This window comes from Alcaligenes sp. DN25 (genome assembly GCF_023674485.1).
Taxonomy (GTDB): Bacteria; Pseudomonadota; Gammaproteobacteria; order Burkholderiales; family Burkholderiaceae_B; genus Alcaligenes; species Alcaligenes phenolicus.
The window spans coordinates 1576217-1593861 of sequence record NZ_CP098408.1 but is presented as its reverse complement, the minus strand read 5'-3'; the positions used below and the strand labels follow the sequence as shown (position 1 = coordinate 1593861).

Below are 17645 nucleotides of genomic sequence, written 5' to 3'. Positions count from 1 at the left end.
ATGTCTATGACTTGTTTTCCTGCATTGCGTCTGACTCTGGCTGTGACGGCCGCCCTGACTCTGGCCGCCTGCGCGGCGCCGAATCACAAACCCATGGCCCAGGCCATGCCCGAGCAAGATGCGCCGGAACCACCTCGCCTGACATTGGCCGAATACAGCGGCCCGGATCAAAACCAGCCAGCGCCCCGCGTGCAAGCCCATCACGAATACAGCCTGTCAGAACTGATCGACCTGGCCCAACGCCTGAACCCCAGCACCCGCATTGCCTGGGGCGAGGCCCAACAAGCCGCAGAAGCTGCCGGTATGGTGGAAAGCACCTACCTGCCCTTGATCTCCGCCAGCGTGGTGGGCGGCTATATGCGCAGCGACCGCGACAGCAGCGTGCACATTCTGGGTAGAGAAATCGATGTGGATTACGACACCCATTTAAGTGGCGCCGTTCCTTCCCTGACCTTGAAGTGGCTTCTGTTCGACTTTGGCAAACGCGCCGCCTTGCAAGAGGCGGCCGACAAACTGGCCATGGCCAGCCGGATTACCTTCAGTGGAGTGCATCAGGCCGTGATTGCGGAAGTATCCATCAGCTACTTCAACTACAACTCGGCCCGCCAACGCGAGCAAATCTCTGCCCAAGGGCTGAAAAATGCGGCACTGATTGAAGATATCGCCCTGGAGCGGCAGCGCAATGGGCTGGGCACCCAGATTGAAGTCGCGCAGGCACGACAACTGAAAGCCCAGGCTCGTTTGCACCATGTGAATGCCAGCACTCTGGCACGTCAGTCTTATCAAACGTTGCTGGGTGCAATTGGCCTGTCCCCGGAAACGGAGCTGAAAGTCGCCGATAGCGCCACCCGCCCCCTGCCCGAGAATCTGGATATCCCTGGCAATGACACACTGAAAAAAGCCATCGCCCAGCGGCCCGATGTACAGGCCCTGCAAGCCGCCCATCAGGCCAGTCTGGCAGGCATAGACTCAGCCGAAGCCAGTTTCATGCCCAAGCTGGCCTTGATGGGTTTTATTTCCAAACGCATGGGTTCATTAAGTGTAGGCAGCCTGCCCGAAGTCAGCCCGCAATCCTCCTCCCGAGGCGCCGTGCTGGCCCTGAATATCCCGATCTACGACGCTGGGCTACGCAACAAGCAAGTGCGCGAAGCCCAGTTGCGTGCCGACACCGCGCGCGAACGCGTTGCCAAAACCGAGCAAGACGCCTACAAGCAAATGATCATCGCTGCCGACGCACTGCGAGCTGCTCTGGAGTCTCATCAAGCCGCCACCAGCCTGGTCGAGGCGGCCCAGATCACCTACCAAGGTGCGCTGGAATCCTACCAGGAAGGCTTGACCGGCATGACCTTGCTGACCGAAGCGCACAGCGGTCTATTAGGAGCACAAGAAGCCCAGACTATGGCTCATACCGCAGGTTTGGTCGGCTCTGTGAACCTGGCCTTTGCCATGGGCGAACTCAATCAAGCCCCCAAAACCCCTGGGGATGCCACCAAGTAGTAGGCAAAGAAGAAGCAAGCCGAACTCTACTTGGGAGCAAAAATAAAAAGGGAGCCATGCAAGGCTCCCTTCTCCTGTAGCAACCGCTACTGCAGCAACTTACTGCTCTTCAATCGCATCCAGCGCCTTGGCCAAACGCTCCACCGAGCGTTCCAGATTGTTCAGCTTGTCCAGGCCAAACAGACCAATTCGGAAGGTCTTGAAATCAGCAGGTTCATCACACTGCAAAGGCACACCCGAGGCGGCTTGCAAACCAGCCTTGGCAAACTTCGCGGCCGAATGTATCCCGTCATCCGTGGTGTAGCACACCACTACGCCCGGTGCCTCAAAGCCCGGTGCCGCCACGCTGCGGAAACCATGTTCGCGGAGCAGAGCGCGCACTTTGCGGCCCAGCTCCAGCTGACGATTGCGGATCCAGTCAAAGCCCAGAGCTTCCGTCTCGGCCATCGCCTCTTGCAGCACTTTCAAGGAGTCGGTAGGCAAGGTGGCGTGGTAGGCATGAGCCCCGTTCTCATACGTTTCCATGATCTGCAGCCACTTGCGCAGATCGCAGGCAAAACTGGTGCTGGTCGTGGTTTCAATGTGTTGACGAGCACGCTCGCTTAACATCACCAGACCGCAACATGCCGAGCCGGTCCACCCCTTTTGTGGGGCGCTGATCAGCACGTCCACACCCACATCCTTCATATCCACCCACACGGTGCCCGATGCAATGCAATCCAGCACAAACAGACCGCCCACCGCATGTACGGCATCCGCAACCTGACGCATATAGTCATCGGGCAACATGATGCCGGAGGCCGTTTCCACATGCGGCGCAAACACCAGGGCCGGTTTTTCAGCCTGAATCGCAGCAACTACTTCTTCGATAGGGGCCGGTGCGTAAGCGGCCTGCTTGCCCTCCTCAATCGGGCGGGCTTTCAGAACCGTGGTGCTGGCGGGGATGGAACCCATGTCAAAAATCTGAGTCCAGCGGTAGCTGAACCAACCATTGCGTATCACCATGCACTTGCGGTCCGTTGCAAACTGACGGGCCACCGCTTCCATGCCAAACGAGCCACTGCCCGGCACCACAATCGCCGAATGTGCCTGATAGACCTGCTTGAGCGTGCGGGAGATTTCGCGCATCACTTCCTGGAAGGTCTTGGACATATGGTTCAAGGCGCGGTCGGTGTAGACCACCGAATATTCAAGCAGGCCGTCCGGATCAACGGGAGTGCTGGTTTGAGACATGAAAACCTCGGAATTCTGGTAGAGAAGATATAAGGATCAAAGGATTTTAGACCAAGCAGATCTGTACGGGCGACTTGCCCCCAAGCTTCGTCCGGCTGCAGCCAAATCACAACTCAAACTCTTCGCTATGGGCTGTTCTGCAGGAGGTGTTATTGCGCTTCTTCTGCTTTCTTGACTCGGCCTGCCGCCCTGAGTACCGTGATGAGCACGTTTGATCTAGTCCGGGTTTCATCATCATGCAGGTAGCACACTTCAGCCAGAACACCTTGGGACGCGATATTGCGGTTGGCGATATTCACGGTTGCTTCTCCAAGCTGAACACGTCTTTAAAGCGGATTCGTTTTGATCCGTCCAAGGACCGCCTTTTTTCGGTGGGCGATCTGGTGGATCGCGGTCCGGAGTCGCATCATGTTCTGGAGTGGCTGGACCTGCCCTGGTTTCATGCAATTTGTGGCAATCACGAGCAGCTGACCTGGCGGCGGGCGATTGGGCAGCCTATTCAGGAAGTGGACCATCGCGTGCATGGTGGGCTATGGCTGGACGATTGCACCTCAAACGAGCAGGCACTGATCGCTCAACGTCTGCAAGCCCTGCCTTTGGCGATGGAAATAGAAACGCCCTTGGGACTGGTGGGTATGGTTCATGCCGACTTTCCCTACGACAATTGGCAGCACATTCATACCGAGGGTTTTGATGCCAATGACCGCTATGTCTGTATGTGGTCCAGGGATCGCTATGTGACTGGCTACGATGGCATGGTAGAGGGTCTTCGGGCTTTGGTGCATGGGCATCAGACGACGCACAAGATGCGGCAATTAGGGAATGTGTTTTTCATTGATACCGGCGGGTGGCTGGATCATGGGCATTTCACCTTGCTGGATTTGAAGCGCTTGGTGGCTTTGTAGGGTCTTTCGGCTCTTCGCTCTCGATTAAAAAGATTGTTTTTGCCTAATTAGTTTCTGGGAAGGCGCTGTTTCGGTCCTGCTGGGGTGTCGGGGCTGAGCACTGGCCGGCGCTGCGCGCCGGTACCCCGGCAGGACCGAAACAGCTCTCAGCGATTACTTGCAAAGACAATCCTTATGCGGCAACTGATTGCTGCTCATTGTTTACTGAGTGCTGATGGCTAATGGCTAATCGCTAATGGCTGATGTTCGACTCGCCTTGAACACGGAATCAATGACACTACGTCTGATGACGTACAAACCTGTCTTCGTCAATGTCGGTACTGGCCTCGTCTCTCGCGGTATCTATGCCTACCTGAACAACCATCATGACGAGCGCTTCGGCTTCAAAAACAAACGACAAGCTCAAGATTACGCACGACTGCTTGGTAGGCCTGGATATCCTCAGCAAGATTCATACTCCCATAAAAACACCAGGCACTCGATAGCTAGTAGTGGGCTCCTATTTTTCTATCCCCCACACCCTCTACCCGCCAACTGCTGAAAGTGACGGTCAACAAACAAACCTCGACACCCTTCCAGCTCCCAACGCACTTAGAGCAGCAGAAGGAAGCCACATACAGCCAGGCCCCAAAAGGACGGAGTTCTCAGTTTTATAGTCATTGTGAGCCGGTCTGGGCCGGGGGGCCGTCCTCTGGGCGATTCAGGCTTCTTGCCGCAGGCGGGCTTGCTATTCGGGGTTCAAGCGTCCTGTTGTTTGAGCGAAATGCTTGTGCCTTGTCCGGGGGACAAGGCACTTTCGCGAGTTCAGGATGCGCCCGAATAGCAAGCCTGACCAGGGCACCGGTGCGCAGCACCGGCAAGGAGCCAAGCCCGGAGGACGGCCCCCCGGCCCAGACCGGCGTTTTCACGAGTCACTATCTAAACATGCAGGCTCTCTGCACTCCTTATCTCCCAACCCTCCTGCTCCCCCCCCCACTCCTCAACACTCAGGAAAATGAAGAAGATGAAGCCCAAAACAAAACCGCCTCAGTTCCCAAAAGAAACTGAGGCGGTCTCATCTTCAAACAAACAGCAAACAGGCCAAAGGCTTACTTCTCCACGCCCCCACCCAAGATCACGCCGTTCACCTCCTTACCGTAGTAACTTTCCTCGCCATCATGGAACTCCACACGCGCTTGCTCAACCGTCCCCTTCTGACGAGCATCCTTGGGACGCTCATGACTGTTGATGTAAGCCGCTACGTCCCAGGCCTCCTGATCCGACAAGGAGAACGGTTTACCCAAAGGCATATTGGCCTTGATGAAACCAGCAGCCGTATCAATACGAGCCATCCCCGCACCCCAGTTATACGAGTTGGGACCCCACAAAGGCGGAAACACCACGCCACTTTCGGCATCCTTCTGCCCCTGGCCATCGACCGCATGACACAAGACACAGTTGTTGGCGTAAACCTCTTTACCGCGTGCTACGTCATAGCCCAGTTCGGTCTTTTTAACTTTGGGGAAACCAGCACCTGGCAACTTCTGACCCGTAGGCGCCCCATCGGACATCCAGTACATATAAGTCATCAAGTCACGGTACACATCGCTGCCAGCGGGCGGCGCAACACCCGAAGGCGAAGCCTGCGCATTCATGGAGTAGGTAAAACAGCCAATAATGCGATCTTCCAGCGTGCTGATCGCCTTGGTCTTGGCACGATAGGCGGGATAGCTAACATAGGCTCCCCACATAGGCGCAGAGTGTTCACGACGACCACCGTCCAGGTGGCAGTTCACACAAGCCAAGGTATTGCCCACGTGATCCGACACCGTGGTCGAGGTTTCCATAAAGATCTTGTGACCGCGACGAACCGCCTCGCCATACGGCGTATCCGGAATGCTGCTCTCTGGCGGTGGCACGTAGTAACCATCTGCGCCTACCGGCATACCAGCCGTGACCGAATGCTTGTCCTTGCTCTGTGCCTTGCGATCGGCTTCCATGGCCTCACGACTATAGGTGGCCTCGCCAACCTGGATAGTGCCCTTGTCGGGCGAACCCAGGGAAAAGGACAACCAACCCTTGGCGTTCATGCCATAGCCAATCGCAAAAAGCAGCACACCAATACCGGCCCCCCAGGCCAGTCTGCGTCCACCCGACATGGTGGATTTGCTGCGACCATTTTTTTGAGTGTCTTTCATAAAAAGCTCTCTGTTCTGATCTTATTTCGCCTGCTTGCCATTGGCTGGCAGCGAGGCGGCGTAATAGGAAACCGCATACAGGTCCTCGTAGGACAAGCGCGATGCGATGTCATCCATCAGGCTTTGCGGCGAATTGTGGCGATGGCCACCTTTCCAGGCCGACAACTGACTGAACAAATACTCGGCCTGTTGCGCAGCCAAAGGCGGGAAAGATGTACCTACACCTTCACCCTGACTGCCGTGGCAGCTGATACATGCAGGCACGTTCTGCTTCCAGTCCCCTTTATGGAACAGGGCTTCGCCACGGGCCAGGTTCGCTTCCGAACTGGGCACATTAATGGCAGGAGCAGGCAGCTTGGCGTAGTAAGCAGCCAGCTCTTTCATATCCTCAGGCTTCAAACCGCGAGCTACGTACTGCATGGACTCGTTCAGGCGTGTACCTTGAGCAAAATCCTCCAGCTGCTTGAGCAGATACGCCTCGGGTATACCGGCCAAACGAGGAGTGATGCCTGCGCCTTCACCGGCCTCGCCGTGGCAGGAAGCACAGCTCCACACACTGCCCTGCCCCGAATGCACCAGTACGGGCGCATCCTTCAGTGCGGGGATGGCGGGCACCACAGGGGTACCGCCTGCATTGGAAGCAACGATAGCGGCGGTCGGCTTGTCCGCTGCGGCATGTGGCGCCAGATCGTGCAGGTAAAGACCCACACCGGCCAAGGCCAAGGCGAACAGCACAGCCAACAGGAAGATCGGAATGGGACGCGGTGGCTCCCACGGCTCGAAGGTGGGGTCGATGTTCTCGACCTGGGGCGAACTAGAAACTTTTTCCATTGTCATGACTTGTCCTATTTAGCGCCCGAATCCGTCGAGGCTTCAGCGGGGCGACGATCGTAGCCACGGTCACGTTTATCCAGTTCCTGCGCGCTGGTCGCATAGGTGCGATCCAGAGCCAGCAGGTACTCCACCAAGTCCAGCGCTTCCTTGCGAGCAACCACATGCTTGCCCGCAGGCTGCAGGGACTCTGGCAAACGCACCACTACATCGCCTTCGGAAACCTGGTCTTTCAGCTCGAACATATAGGGATAGGACGGCATCAGGCTCCAGTCAAAAATCGCACGGGGCTGATACAGGTGGGTCAAATGCCAGTCACGGCTTTTCATGCGCGCACCGACGTTAAACAGGTCCGGACCGGTACGCATGGTGCCCAGCAGGTGGGGCGAATCGTAAAAGTAATCGCCCGGTGTGGACGCACGGCCCCAGCCACGTGCCGTATCAAACAGGGTTTGACCGGTAGAGCGTGGCTGCTGGCTGTGACAGTACAAACAGCCGTTGGCCACGTACTCGTCACGCCCCAGCAGTTGCTGGGCGGTATAGGGTTGCAACTGCTCCGGCGGTTCCGAGGTACGCAATTGCCAGGCTGGCAAAATCACCAGCATCAAGGTAGCCAGCAGCAACACGCCAATGGCCCCGATTAGTAAAGGTAAGAGTCGATTCATGACGCATCTGCCCGAGCAAGTGTAGGAGTCGCATTAACAGCGGAACCTTTGCGCAGCAAGAGCAAGGCAAAGTGAGCCGCAAAGACAAAGTGGCCCAGTGTCATCATGGTGCCGCCAATAGAGCGGGCTTCCAGATACGGAACCATCTTGCGAGTGATCTCGCCAAAACTTGAACCTGGGTCCATCAAGCCCATGCCCTGCACCACACCGGCAATGCTCAGAGCCAGCACGTAGATCGTGAAGCCTGCCGTCACCAGCCAGAAATGGGTTTTGATCAGAGCCGGGAAGGGCCAGCGACGTCCCAGAATGTGCGGCATCATGTAATACAGCGTGCCGAACATCACCATGGACACAAAGCCGTAGGCGCCCAGGTGAGCGTGACCGACGGTGTAATGCGTGAAGTGCGTCACTGAGTTCACCGAGCGGATGGCTTCCAGCGAACCCTGGAAGGAGGACAAGGTGTACATCAGCGCGCCAATCCAGACGAAACGCAGGGCCATGGATTGCTTGAAGGCCCACAGGTTCTGCGCAACGGTTACGTGCTGGTTAATGGCCACGGCAATCACCGGCACAAACATCATGATGCTGTGCACCACGGACAAGGTGACGGCCCAGGTTGGCACCGGACCGCCCATCAAGTGGTGAATACCGACCTGGCTGTAGAACAGCGCCAGACTCCAGAAACCCAGCAAGGACACGTTGTAGGAATACACGGGCTTGCCGATGATCTTGGGGATGATGTAGTACGCCGCACCCACACCCATCGGCGTCAGCCACAGACCCAGCACGTTGTGAGCAAACCACCAGTTCACGGTTGCTTGCTGAGCACCGATGTGCAGACCGGGGATGTTGGACACCAGAAACAGGAACGGAAACCAGACCATACCGGCCAGGAAATACCAGCCCGACACATAGATGTGGCGCGATTTGCGGTTGGCGGCGGTTTCAATGGCAGGCCAGGCCAGGAAAAAGCCCCCTACTGCCAACAGAATGTCGATCTGCCAGGGGAATTCCAGCCACTCGATCCCGTCGGACCAGCCATTGGCCACGGCAATCGTGCCGCCCAATACCCCCAGGGTCCACAAGGCAGCGCCGAAGTACACCATATTGGGACGTCGCAAAGGCGTATGAAAAATACGCGGCAGCAACCACAGGGCCACGCCAATCCCGGTCACCGATAACCAGCCGTAAGCCACGATGTTCAGGTGCAAGGTACGCGCACGACCAAAGGTCACTTGTGCCACGTCGGCCAGCCAATCGGGCCAATGCAATTTCAGCGAGGCCATCACGCCAAACACCGAACCGATCAGCAGCCAGGTAATCCCGACCGTGACCAGAAGCAGAACCGGCCCCCGACCACTGCGGTCAATACCGGCACGCAAAACGTCAAAGCGATGTGTCTGTGCTTCGTTCTCCCCCCCAAAGGAAGCACTATCATCCGGCTGACCAAGCTCACCTTTCATGAAGATGGTCTCAGCTTCGTTCTTCCCAACGAAGATCAGCTTGTTTGCCACGGCCCAGACAAGAATGCCCAGTGCCACCAAAGAAGCGACAAAACTGGTCGCCAGTAATATTCCTAATATAGGAGTCATGTGAATAAATGCCCGATATCTGTCATGCGGCTAAGCCTAAAGAAACGTCATTGCCCAAGCCGGTTTTATTAAAAAAGTAAGTACCGAGATACAAATGCAATGCAATCTACATCACAGTAGAGGATCAGGATTAAGGCCAAATTAAGAGAACTTTCCCTCTCGCCCCTGCCCTCAAGGCTGCTAACATGAACGCCGAAACGTAATAAACATCAGGCTTTGCCTGCACAAGCCGCATTTACCACAGGGGGGGAGAATGCACGTTTTACTTGTTGAAGATGATGCGCTCGTCGCCAGCGGAATTGTGGCGGGCTTGCGACTGCATGGGCTGACCGTGGACCACGTGGGCACGGCCAGCCTGGCCGACACGGCCTTGCTGTCTTCGCACTTTGATGTCTGTATTCTGGATCTGGGTTTGCCTGATCAGGACGGGCTGACGCTGCTGCGTCGTTGGCGCGAACAAGGCCGTAAACTGCCCATTCTGATTCTGACGGCTCGCGACGCCCTGCATCACCGGGTTGAAGGGCTGCTGGGTGGGGGCGATGACTATGTCATCAAACCTTTTGACCTGGACGAGCTGCTGGCACGCCTGCATGTATTGACACGACGTGTAGCGGGCCACGAAACAGATTGCATTGAATATGGGCGGCTCAGTTTCTGTGCCTCCACCGGCCATGTCACCCTGGATGGCAAGCCAGTCAGTCTGGCGCGCCGTGAGCTCTCCTTGTTGCGTGCCCTGCTCAGCAAACCGCACACCATCCTGAGTGCCGAACAACTGTGCGACAGCGTCTACGGCTACGATCAGGATCTGGAAAGCAATGCCATCAATGTGCACATCTACCATTTGCGCCGCAAGCTGGGCAGCAATATTGTCGAGACCGTGCGGGGCCTGGGCTACAAACTGGGGCCTGCCGGTTAGGTATTTCACACCATGAGCCTACGCCTTAGATTGCTGCTGGTTATCGGCATTTCCCTGACCGTGCTCTGGAGTGCGGTCGCCACCTGGATGCTGATGGATGCACGCCACTCCTTGCGTGAAGCGCTGGATAGCCGACTGGCAGCATCGGCCCGCATGGTGGCCGGACTGGTGGCCCAATTTCCAAACTTGCAGGAGTTGGCCCAATCCGCGGAGCGCCCCCTGGACATCATTGCCCGAGATGGGGTGGCTTGCGAAATCAGTGTGGTGCGCAGCGAAGTAGAAATTCAGGCGGTCAGCCGAACTGCGGGTAGCCCGGATATGTCACAAGTGGCTTTGGGCTTTGGCACGCACGTGCATGGTGGCAAGCGCTGGCGCACCTTTGTGCTGCGCGAAGGCCATATTCAGATTGCCGCCGCCGACAGCATAGAAATACGCGAAGCACTGGTAAGGGAAATCATGCTCTCGGCTGGCCTGCCCTTTGTCGTGGCCTTGTTTGGTAGCCTGCTGCTTTTGTGGGTTGGTATCGGTCACGGCCTGGCTCCCCTGGAGCGAATTCGGGACATGCTGTCGCGCCGTCGTCCCGGGGACGACAGCCCACTGCCCAAAGTCAACGTCCCGGTTGAGCTGCAACCCTTGCTGCGAACCCTTGAAGAACTGCTGGAGCGGCAACAAGCCGCCATCATGCGCGAACGCCGCTTTACCGACAGCGCCGCCCACGAACTGCGTACACCCCTTACCGGAATCAAAACCCATATTCAAGTTGCCCATCTGGCTGCCCAACGTCCTGGAGAACGCAACACGCTGGATACGGCCTTGAGCCAGGCAGACCAGGGCGTACAACAGCTACAGAACATTTTGCAGCGGCTGCTGGAGTTGGCACGGCTGGACGGGCAAAGCGCCCGAATGGAAAGTAGCCAGGCCGACGAGGCGGTATACGCTGCCCTGCATGCCCTTAAAGCCATCTACGGCGGCACCATAGACCAGATCACGCTGGATATACGCAGCAAACCCGGCCCGGTGCAGATTGAGAAATCCCTGCTGACAGTGGCCGTACAGAACCTGATCGACAATGCCTTGCGCTATACCAAAGCCCAGCAACCGATCAGCTTGCGGATTGAAGCAGGAGAGCCGGGCTATCTGCGTCTCAGCGTGCTGGACCACGGTCCCGGATTAAGCGACAGCGAACGGGATCTGGCCATGAACCGTTTTTGGCGCGGCTCGCAACAACAGGCGGGCTATGGCTTGGGCTTGTCGATTGTGAACGCTATCGCCACCCAGCATGGCGGAACGCTGGAGCTGCTGAATCGCAAAAGTGGCGGACTGGAAGCGCGTCTGACCGTGCCCCTTGCCGACCAGGGTAACTAAAACCAAGCCACGCAATAAAAAAGGCCGGAGCCCATCAGGGTCCGGCCTTTTCTGTTTGACGCGGTGCTTGCCTGTTTCAGGCAAGCCCATCATCAAAGAATTTGGATTTTAGTTGCGCATGGGCCTTTTTGGCCTGCACCTTCGATGAAGGAAACGCGTTGGTTCTCTTCCAGAGTTTTGAACCCGGTTCCCTGAATTTCACTGTGGTGTGCGAAGAGATCCTTGCCGCCGTTCTCCGGCACGATGAATCCGAAGCCTTTTTCGCTGTTGAACCACTTCACAATACCAATTTCTGTCTTCAAAATAAGTCCTAAATGTAATGACGATCAGAGAAAAAAATTTTCTCTCCCTGAACTATCCTCCGATTGCGTCCACAAAGATAGCTCCGTTACTTTTTAATTGTAAAAATCCGGAAATTCTGTTGTTTCCTGAGCCTGTCCATCCTGTTTGTCTAGCCCCGCCCTTGCATCCGGGATGCCGCTGCGCACCGCGTCCGGGCCAACTGCCCCTGCCATCCCCCACACAAGAACGCCTGGTGAAAAGCGCCGCCATTTCAGCGCCAAACGGTATTTGAGGCCTGAACAACTCACTTCAGCCGATAAAAAATCCCCACGCAATCAAAGCACTCTTGGCTATACTGGCTCGCACTTAGCGGTCTACTTATCCTGATTGACGTGTGTCATGTCATGATCACGAGGAACATACAATGAATCGTAGAAACTTCCTGCTGGCCACGCCCGCTGCCGCATTTGGAACCCTGGTTCTGCCCTCCACCAGCCAGTCTGCCCCCGCCATCATCACCAACACCAGCCAAATCCTGCCGCGCCACACCAAAGGCCCGCGCATTGTCATTTGTGGGGGCGGCTGGGGCGGAATGACGGCCGCCAAGCACCTGTCCAAACTGGTGCCCCAGGCACAAGTGGTGCTGATCGAACGCAACCCCACGTTCTGGTCCGGCCCCATGAGCAACAAGTGGCTGATTGACATCGTCAACACGGATTTCCTGAACCACGACATGCTGGCGCCCTCCATCAAGTACGGCTACAGCCTGGTTCATGCCGAAGTCACCGCCATCGAGCGCGACAAGAAAACCGTGCGCACGACCCAAGGCGCGCTGGAGTACGACTACCTGATCCTGTCGGGCGGCATACGCAATGCCTACGATGCCTGGTTTGGCAATGACACTTACGCGGCGGAATACACCCGCCAGCACTTTCCCAACGCCTACATCCCGAATGCCGAGATGTTTGCCTTGAAGAACAAGCTCAAAGCCTTCAAGGGCGGCACCATTGTGATGACGCTGCCCCCGCCACCGCATCGCTGCCCGCCCTCGCCCTACGAGCGCGCCTGTTTGATGGCCTGGCATATCAAGACCAACAAGATTCCGGGCAAGATCATCATTCTGGACCCCAAGCCCACCATTGCCCCGATTGGCGAGGGATACCGCGCAGCCTTCCAGGAGCTGTACCCGGACATCATCACCCACGTCCCCAATGCCCGGGTACGCGAAGTAGACCCCTTCAAGAAGCACATCAAGACCACCGCCGGCGATTTTGATTTTGACGACGCGGTGCTGATGCCCCCACACCAGGCCGCCGATATGGTCTGGAATGCGGGCCTGGTCGGCACAGGTCCTGACGGCAAGCCAACAGGCTGGGCCAATATTGACCCACGCCTGTTCACTGCCCGCGACGACGACAATGTCTACGTGGTGGGGGACTCCATGGGCTTTATTTCCGACCAGTTCGGCCACTACCCCAAGAGCGCCCACGTGGCACACGCCGTAGCCAAGATTGTTTCCCAGAACCTGGCCGAACGTATCGCGGGCAAGGAAGTGGTGCCCGTGCTGCCGGATAATCTTTGCTACATGATGGTCAACGGAGATCCGCAAGAAGAAATCTCGGTCAAGTTTGAATACGAGCTGGACGCAAGCGGCAAGGTTCTGCAAACCCAGATCGATATGGATGTCCGTACCTCCGACCTTGTTCAAGAAGACTTCCAGTGGATCAAGACCCGTTTCAATGACTTCCTCTAAACTTCCCTCCCGTTTTGTCCGCCGCCGCCAGCTTGTACTGGGCAGTGCCGCCGGACTGGGTGCCGCGTGGCTGCCCCTCAATCTGCATGCGCAAGTTGCCTTTGATCAATTGCTGAAACCGGCCACTGCGGCCCAGGTCCAAGCCATTGTGGACGAGTTCCTGAAAGGCGCCAGCCCAGAAGAAAAAGGCATGAAGCTGGATATGCCCGCTCTGGGCGACAACCCCGCCGCAGTGCCCGTCAAAGTGGTGCTGGACTTGCCCGCGAGCGACGATGTGTACTGCCAGGAACTGATCATTCTGGCACAGGGCAACCCGCATCCACTGGCCTGCCGCTTCAACTTCACGGCCCTGGCCGGAACAACGGAAGTGGCCGTTCGTCTGCGTCTGATTGAAACCCAAACCATCCGCGCCCTGGCACGGTTAAGCGATGGCCGCGTCCTGAGCGCCCAGCATCACATCACGGTGACTGCTGGCGGCTGCGGCATGTAAACAAGGGGCACTCATGAGTAAACCACGTATCTGGATCAGCAATGCCAAGCCCAAGGCGGGCGACATTGTGCGCGTGCGCGCCCTGGTCGAACACCGTATGGAAAGCGGTCTGCGCCTGAGCAAGGAAGGCCAGGTTGTGCCGCGCAACATCATCCACGAATTCAAGGCCACCTTTAACGGCGAGCCCTTGTTCAACTGGCAGCCGGAAACCGCGATTTCCCAAAACCCGTACATTGAATTTACCTTTGTCGCACGACGTTCCGGCGCTCTGGAAATGAGCTGGACGGACGATCAAGGCGCTGTCATTACCGGCCAGACGGAGCTGAGCATCAGCGACTGATTGCGGATCAGTTCCAGCCCGGCCCCCTGACCTGCCCCATTCAGCGCCCTTAACGGGCGCTGAGTTCATAACAGTGTTCTATATAGTCATACAAGGTGGGCGTAAGGGGAATGCTACGCTGAGCGTCCTTTCCTACAACGATGCACATTGACAAGAAGAATGCCCATGTCCCTCTCTCTGGTAGGTCGTCTCCTTTTTGCCCCCGCCTTGCTCGTGGCCAGCAGTGCCACCGCGCCGGCCTGGGCCAGTTCCACACTGGACATCAAAACGGTGGCCAACTCCTGTGCGAACTGTCACGGCCCGGATGGGCGTTCCACGACCATCATTCCCTCGCTGGCAGGCCGTCCCGAAGCCGCCTTGCTGGAGCAACTGCGCGCCTTTGCTTCGGACACACCTCCGGCAGGCACCACCATCATGAGTCGTCTGGTCAAAGGCTACCAGGACGCGGATCTGGAAGCCCTGGCACGTCATTTCTCTGAAATCTCCTCCACCCCTCGCAGCGTTGCGGAAGGACGTTAAGAATGAGCACCCCCTTGAACTCCTCCCGTCGCCAGTGGCTGAGCCGTGTCGGTAAAACCAGTGTGGCTGGTCTGGCCTTGAGCACCCTGCCTGTGTACGCGCGCAGCAGCTCGGCCCATGTCGTTGTGGTCGGCGGCGGCTTTGGCGGTGCAACCGCTGCCCGTTACTTGAAGCGCGGTGATCCATCCCTGAAAGTCACCTTGATTGAACCGGCCACCACCTTTTACACCTGCCCGTTCACCAATCTGTATCTGGCTGGTTTGCGCCGTTTTGAACAGCAAGGCCACGGCTTTGATGATTTGCGCGCAGCCGGTATCGATGTCATTCACGACCTGGCCACCGCGGTCGACTCCCAGGCCAAAACCCTGACCTTGGCCAAGGGCCAGAAGCTGTCTTACGACAAGCTGCTGCTCTCACCCGGTATTGATTTTCGCTGGAACACGCTGGAAGGCTATGACGAAGCCGCTTCCTTGCTGGCCCCGCACGCCTGGAAAGCGGGCGATCAAACCCGTTTGCTGAAAAGTCAGCTGGATGCCATGCCCGACGGCGGCACCTTCATTATGGTAGCCCCCGAAAACCCCTTCCGCTGTCCGCCCGGCCCTTACGAGCGCGCCAGCATGGTGGCTCACTACTTCAAGCAGAACAAACCCAAGTCCAAGATCCTGATTCTGGATGCCAAAGACAGCTTCTCCAAACAGGGCCTGTTCCAGGATGGCTGGAAACAAGTCTATGGCGACATGATCGAATGGGTGCCCTTCTCCAAAGACGGCAAAGTCACTCGCGTGGATGCCGCCAAGCTGAGCGTGGAAACCGAGTTTGGCGAAATCCACAAAGCCGATGTGCTGAACGTGATCCCGCCACAAAAAGCCGGAGCCATTGCCGAACAGGCCGGTGTCACCAACGCCAGCGGCTGGGTGCCAATTGACCCGCATACCTTCGAGTCCGAGCAGGTCAAGGACATCTATGTGGTGGGCGATGCCACCATTGCCTCACCCATGCCCAAGTCCGGTTTCTCTGCCAATACGCAAGCCAAGCTGGCAGCGGCTGCCATCATTAATGCCTTGAGCGGCAAGCCTGCGCCACAGGCCACACTGAGCAATACCTGCTACAGTTTGATCGCTCCCGACTATGGCATTTCTGTGGGGCACTTGTACGCCTTTGCCGATGACAAGCTGGCTGAAGCGTCCGGCGGGGTCAGCCCTAAAGAAGCCAGCCCGGCCTTTCGCAAGCAGGAAGCCCAGTATGGCGAGGCCTGGTATGCCGCGATCAGTCGCGACATCTGGGGCACCAAAGGCTAAGTGGTTCCAACCCGGTCCTAACATCCAGCGCACATGATGAATACAGAACTTATACTGTGGGTCAGCTTAGCCATTGGCCTGCTCTTTGGCATTAGTGGCCAGCTCAGTGGTTTTTGCTTTTATCGTGGCTTGACCGAGCGCTGGTCCGGGCGTAGCGGCTACAAGCTTCAGGGCTTTGCCCTGGCGCTGGCCGTGGCCCTGGCCGGGACACAACTGGCGGCGGGCTACGGGCTGATCAGTCTGGACAAGGTCCTGTACCTGAACCCCACTTTCTCCTGGCTGCTGGTGCCGCTTGGAGGTGTGCTCTTTGGGGCAGGCATGACCCTGGCTAATGGCTGCGGCGCCCGAGCTCTGGTTCTGTTGGGACAGGGAAATCTGCGCTCCTTTGTCGTCGTGCTTTGTCTGGGTATCGCCGCCTATGTCACCTTGACGGGCCTGCTGGCGCCGCTGCGCATGAGCATCGCCCAAGCCAGCAGTGTCACCCTGCCCGCAGCGACCCTGTCCGAGGGTCCCCTCCGCTCTATGGTGATTGCCCTCCTCGTCGCCGCCCTGATCGCTTTTGCCTTGCTGCGTCGCCAGGACGGCCAACGCCTGAATGATCTGCTGGCCGGAGCATTTTTAGGGCTGCTGATTGTGGCAGGCTGGCTGACTACCGGCTGGCTGGGCGATGATCCCTTCGAGCCTTTACTCGTCAGCTCGCTGAGCTTTGTCGCCCCGATTGGGGAAAGCATTCAATACGCCATGATCTCCACCGGCATGAGCCCGCGCTTTACCATCATGATTGTGGTGGGTGTGGTGGCCGGCTCCTTGCTGAGCGCCCTGCTGCGTCGCCGCTGGAAGCTGGAAGGTTTTGAGTCGCCCCGCCACATGCTGCGCTCCATGGCAGGCGGTACCTTGATGGGCGTAGGTGGCGTGCTGGCCCTGGGCTGCACCATAGGCCAGGGCTTAAGCGGCTTGTCCACCTTGTCGGCCACCTCCTTGCTGGCGGTGCTGGGCATTATCGTCGGTGCACGTCTGACCTGGACCCGCCCAAGCGCCTGACTCCGTGTTTCAATAAGGGCTTGATTGACGGCGCTTCAGAATGGCCCTGGCGAGCTCCGCCTGACATTCGCTGAAGCACTCTTACCGAGCCCACTGCAATGCGACAGATCCTGCTTGTTGTCGATGTGCAAAGCTGCTTTTCACCGCCCCCCTGGCTGATCGACGGCATTAACGCCCTGAGCACCCGCCTGCCTTGCGCGGCCTTGATTGAACTGCACGACGAGTCTCAAACCCCTTTTTCCAGTCAGCTAGGCTGGTGTCCGCCGCGCAGCGATCGCTGTCTGGTCGATGCCAAACAAATCTTCATCAAGCACGGCTACGCCCCCAGCCCCGCTGCAATGGAATATTTGCAGCAATGTCAGGCTGATCGCATTCTGGTCTGCGGCATTCAAACCGATACCTGCGTGCTGGCTGCCGGGTTTGCCTTGTTTGATGCCGGGCTGCACCCCACCCTGATTACGGATCTGACGGTTGGCTCGTCCCTGGATCGCTCCGGCGAGCTGGGTATCAAATTGTGGAAACATCACTTCGGGAGCACGATCCACAGCAGCGAACTACTGGCTGAACTGGACCGGCAATAATCACGCGCATGGGCGGGTAAAGCCGGACTTGGCTCAGCAACCCAAAGGTAGCGCCCACACGCGTCAAGCCACTACTCTGCAGCGAACCGCTCATCAAATCCGCCCCCCTGTTCTCTCTGCTGCACCAGACAAATGCTGATTGAACATTCAACCATCGCGC

At 57.6% G+C, this 17645-nt stretch carries 17 protein-coding genes; 11 read left to right on the top strand and 6 right to left on the bottom strand.

Going from position 1 to position 17645, the window contains the following annotated elements:
* Positions 1-6 precede the first annotated feature (6 nt).
* Positions 7-1497: a TolC family protein gene (locus tag NBV64_RS07350; protein WP_250756987.1), complete on the top strand. Its 1491-nt coding sequence runs from the start codon at positions 7-9 to the stop codon at positions 1495-1497.
* A 99-nt stretch (positions 1498-1596) separates the two neighbouring features.
* Here NBV64_RS07350 and NBV64_RS07345 read toward each other — a convergent pair whose 3' ends face one another.
* On the bottom strand, positions 1597-2730 hold the full coding sequence (locus tag NBV64_RS07345; RefSeq protein ID WP_250756986.1) for an aminotransferase class V-fold PLP-dependent enzyme: 1134 nt from the start codon (positions 2728-2730) through the stop codon (positions 1597-1599).
* Positions 2731-2966: 236 nt separating this feature from the next.
* On the opposite strand from NBV64_RS07345, the gene NBV64_RS07340 reads away from it, so the two are divergent.
* Positions 2967-3635 carry a metallophosphoesterase gene (locus tag NBV64_RS07340; RefSeq protein WP_250756985.1) on the top strand — a complete coding sequence of 223 codons (669 nt, stop codon included), beginning with the start codon at positions 2967-2969 and terminating at the stop codon, positions 3633-3635.
* 1088 nt (positions 3636-4723) lie between these two features.
* Here the strand turns inward: NBV64_RS07340 and NBV64_RS07335 are convergent.
* Genes NBV64_RS07335 through NBV64_RS07320 form a run of 4 tightly spaced genes read right to left on the bottom strand, consistent with a single transcriptional unit; the run spans position 4724 to position 8900 of the window.
* Positions 4724-5812, bottom strand: coding sequence for a c-type cytochrome (locus NBV64_RS07335; protein ID WP_250756984.1), 1089 nt, complete (start codon positions 5810-5812; stop codon positions 4724-4726).
* Positions 5813-5833: 21 nt separating this feature from the next.
* Positions 5834-6649, bottom strand: a complete 816-nt coding sequence (locus NBV64_RS07330) for a c-type cytochrome (protein ID WP_035269192.1) — start codon at positions 6647-6649, stop codon at positions 5834-5836.
* An 8-nt stretch (positions 6650-6657) separates the two neighbouring features.
* The gene (locus NBV64_RS07325; RefSeq protein ID WP_009461016.1) at positions 6658-7308 is read right to left on the bottom strand and encodes a cbb3-type cytochrome c oxidase subunit II; all 651 of its coding nucleotides are present in this window, start codon (positions 7306-7308) and stop codon (positions 6658-6660) included.
* Positions 7305-8900: a cbb3-type cytochrome c oxidase subunit I gene (locus NBV64_RS07320; protein WP_031232271.1), complete on the bottom strand. Its 1596-nt coding sequence runs from the start codon at positions 8898-8900 to the stop codon at positions 7305-7307. The genes NBV64_RS07325 and NBV64_RS07320 overlap by 4 nt, the downstream gene beginning before the upstream one ends.
* Positions 8901-9153: 253 nt before the next feature.
* Between NBV64_RS07320 and NBV64_RS07315 the strand changes: the two genes are divergently transcribed.
* Both NBV64_RS07315 and NBV64_RS07310 read left to right on the top strand, forming a co-directional pair.
* A complete protein-coding gene (locus tag NBV64_RS07315) occupies positions 9154-9816 on the top strand; it encodes a response regulator (protein ID WP_021446792.1) in 663 nt (220 codons plus the stop codon).
* A 12-nt stretch (positions 9817-9828) separates the two neighbouring features.
* Positions 9829-11181, top strand: a complete 1353-nt coding sequence (locus NBV64_RS07310; RefSeq protein ID WP_250756983.1) for an ATP-binding protein — start codon at positions 9829-9831, stop codon at positions 11179-11181.
* 92 nt (positions 11182-11273) lie between these two features.
* Here NBV64_RS07310 and NBV64_RS07305 read toward each other — a convergent pair whose 3' ends face one another.
* Entirely contained in the window at positions 11274-11483 is a 210-nt protein-coding gene (locus tag NBV64_RS07305; protein WP_009461028.1) for a cold-shock protein, read from the bottom strand.
* Between the two features lie 404 nt (positions 11484-11887).
* Between NBV64_RS07305 and NBV64_RS07300 the strand changes: the two genes are divergently transcribed.
* From NBV64_RS07300 to NBV64_RS07270, 7 genes are all read left to right on the top strand, one after another.
* Positions 11888-13216: an FAD-dependent oxidoreductase gene (locus tag NBV64_RS07300; protein WP_250756982.1), complete on the top strand. Its 1329-nt coding sequence runs from the start codon at positions 11888-11890 to the stop codon at positions 13214-13216.
* Positions 13203-13706, top strand: a complete 504-nt coding sequence (locus tag NBV64_RS07295; RefSeq protein ID WP_088452464.1) for a thiosulfate oxidation carrier protein SoxY — start codon at positions 13203-13205, stop codon at positions 13704-13706. Before NBV64_RS07300 ends, NBV64_RS07295 begins: the two co-directional genes overlap by 14 nt.
* A gap of 13 nt (positions 13707-13719) precedes the next feature.
* On the top strand, positions 13720-14046 hold the full coding sequence (soxZ, locus tag NBV64_RS07290) for a thiosulfate oxidation carrier complex protein SoxZ (RefSeq protein WP_009461038.1): 327 nt from the start codon (positions 13720-13722) through the stop codon (positions 14044-14046).
* Positions 14047-14211: 165 nt separating this feature from the next.
* Positions 14212-14565, top strand: a complete 354-nt coding sequence (locus NBV64_RS07285; RefSeq protein WP_021446793.1) for a c-type cytochrome — start codon at positions 14212-14214, stop codon at positions 14563-14565.
* Positions 14566-14567: 2 nt separating this feature from the next.
* The gene (locus NBV64_RS07280; RefSeq protein WP_026484494.1) at positions 14568-15863 is read left to right on the top strand and encodes an NAD(P)/FAD-dependent oxidoreductase; all 1296 of its coding nucleotides are present in this window, start codon (positions 14568-14570) and stop codon (positions 15861-15863) included.
* 33 nt (positions 15864-15896) lie between these two features.
* Entirely contained in the window at positions 15897-16904 is a 1008-nt protein-coding gene (locus NBV64_RS07275) for a YeeE/YedE family protein (RefSeq protein ID WP_250756981.1), read from the top strand.
* Positions 16905-17002: 98 nt separating this feature from the next.
* The gene (locus NBV64_RS07270; RefSeq protein ID WP_035269181.1) at positions 17003-17485 is read left to right on the top strand and encodes an isochorismatase family protein; all 483 of its coding nucleotides are present in this window, start codon (positions 17003-17005) and stop codon (positions 17483-17485) included.
* Positions 17486-17645: the final 160 nt, after the last annotated feature.

What these genes read in the sequence shown, in the direction of transcription:
- NBV64_RS07285 (WP_021446793.1), top strand. Translation starts at nt 14,212, where the DNA reads ATGTCCCTCTCTCTGGTAGGTCGTCTCCTTTTTGCCCCCGCCTTGCTC.
- NBV64_RS07340 (WP_250756985.1), top strand. Translation starts at nt 2,967, where the DNA reads ATGCAGGTAGCACACTTCAGCCAGAACACCTTGGGACGCGATATTGCG.
- NBV64_RS07315 (WP_021446792.1), top strand. Translation starts at nt 9,154, where the DNA reads ATGCACGTTTTACTTGTTGAAGATGATGCGCTCGTCGCCAGCGGAATT.
- NBV64_RS07330 (WP_035269192.1), bottom strand. Translation starts at nt 6,649, where the DNA reads ATGACAATGGAAAAAGTTTCTAGTTCGCCCCAGGTCGAGAACATCGAC.
- NBV64_RS07270 (WP_035269181.1), top strand. Translation starts at nt 17,003, where the DNA reads ATGCGACAGATCCTGCTTGTTGTCGATGTGCAAAGCTGCTTTTCACCG.
- NBV64_RS07350 (WP_250756987.1), top strand. Translation starts at nt 7, where the DNA reads ATGACTTGTTTTCCTGCATTGCGTCTGACTCTGGCTGTGACGGCCGCC.
- soxZ (WP_009461038.1), top strand. Translation starts at nt 13,720, where the DNA reads ATGAGTAAACCACGTATCTGGATCAGCAATGCCAAGCCCAAGGCGGGC.
- NBV64_RS07275 (WP_250756981.1), top strand. Translation starts at nt 15,897, where the DNA reads ATGATGAATACAGAACTTATACTGTGGGTCAGCTTAGCCATTGGCCTG.
- NBV64_RS07320 (WP_031232271.1), bottom strand. Translation starts at nt 8,900, where the DNA reads ATGACTCCTATATTAGGAATATTACTGGCGACCAGTTTTGTCGCTTCT.
- NBV64_RS07295 (WP_088452464.1), top strand. Translation starts at nt 13,203, where the DNA reads ATGACTTCCTCTAAACTTCCCTCCCGTTTTGTCCGCCGCCGCCAGCTT.
- NBV64_RS07310 (WP_250756983.1), top strand. Translation starts at nt 9,829, where the DNA reads ATGAGCCTACGCCTTAGATTGCTGCTGGTTATCGGCATTTCCCTGACC.
- NBV64_RS07280 (WP_026484494.1), top strand. Translation starts at nt 14,568, where the DNA reads ATGAGCACCCCCTTGAACTCCTCCCGTCGCCAGTGGCTGAGCCGTGTC.
- NBV64_RS07325 (WP_009461016.1), bottom strand. Translation starts at nt 7,308, where the DNA reads ATGAATCGACTCTTACCTTTACTAATCGGGGCCATTGGCGTGTTGCTG.
- NBV64_RS07335 (WP_250756984.1), bottom strand. Translation starts at nt 5,812, where the DNA reads ATGAAAGACACTCAAAAAAATGGTCGCAGCAAATCCACCATGTCGGGT.
- NBV64_RS07345 (WP_250756986.1), bottom strand. Translation starts at nt 2,730, where the DNA reads ATGTCTCAAACCAGCACTCCCGTTGATCCGGACGGCCTGCTTGAATAT.
- NBV64_RS07300 (WP_250756982.1), top strand. Translation starts at nt 11,888, where the DNA reads ATGAATCGTAGAAACTTCCTGCTGGCCACGCCCGCTGCCGCATTTGGA.